The sequence below is a fragment of the Streptosporangium carneum genome, assembly GCF_027922005.1.
Lineage (GTDB): Bacteria > Actinomycetota > Actinomycetes > Streptosporangiales > Streptosporangiaceae > Streptosporangium > Streptosporangium carneum.
In genome coordinates this window covers 1-576 of record NZ_BSEV01000124.1, presented here as the reverse complement: position 1 = coordinate 576, position 576 = coordinate 1, and the positions used below count along the sequence as shown (strand labels likewise).

Genomic DNA, 576 nt, shown 5'->3' with positions numbered 1-576 from the left:
GGCGCTGTTACTCCGGCCCCTCGTCAAATCCAATCCAAAATTCTGATTTGATTTCAACACACAATGCCTGATTATCAAACCAGCACCTCATTCGGGTTTCTGGTTCGCGTGGTATGGCAGGTGCATTCTGCGTTGGTGCTTGAAGTATCCTGCATCGCGTCATGCGGCCGTTCCGGGCTAGCATGGCGCGCGAATCCCGCGACCGCCGCCACGGAGCCGACATGACCGCGCCATCGCCCGATCTCGCCCCTATCGATCGCCTCCTCGCCATCATGTCGAAACTGCGCGATCCGGATGGCGGATGCCCCTGGGATCTGGAGCAGGATTTCCGCTCGATTGCGCCCTACACGATCGAGGAAGCGTATGAGGTTGCCGACGCGATCGAGCGCGAGGCTCATGGCGAGCTGAAGGACGAGCTGGGCGATCTTCTCCTGCAGGTCGTGTTCCACGCCCAGATGGCGAAGGAAGCCGGCCTGTTCGACTTTGCCGATGTCTGCCGGGCCATCAATGACAAGATGATCCGCCGGCATCCCCATGTTTTCGGCGATGCGGACACGCGCGACAGCGAAACCCAGA

1 protein-coding gene is annotated in these 576 nt (G+C 60.1%); it reads left to right on the top strand.

Annotated elements, in window-relative coordinates; all coding sequences use genetic code 11:
• Positions 1-221: 221 nt before the first annotated feature.
• Positions 222-576, top strand: a 355-nt coding sequence (locus tag PKF00_RS44140) for a MazG family protein (RefSeq protein WP_271223775.1), incomplete at its 3' end; no start/stop codon positions are given.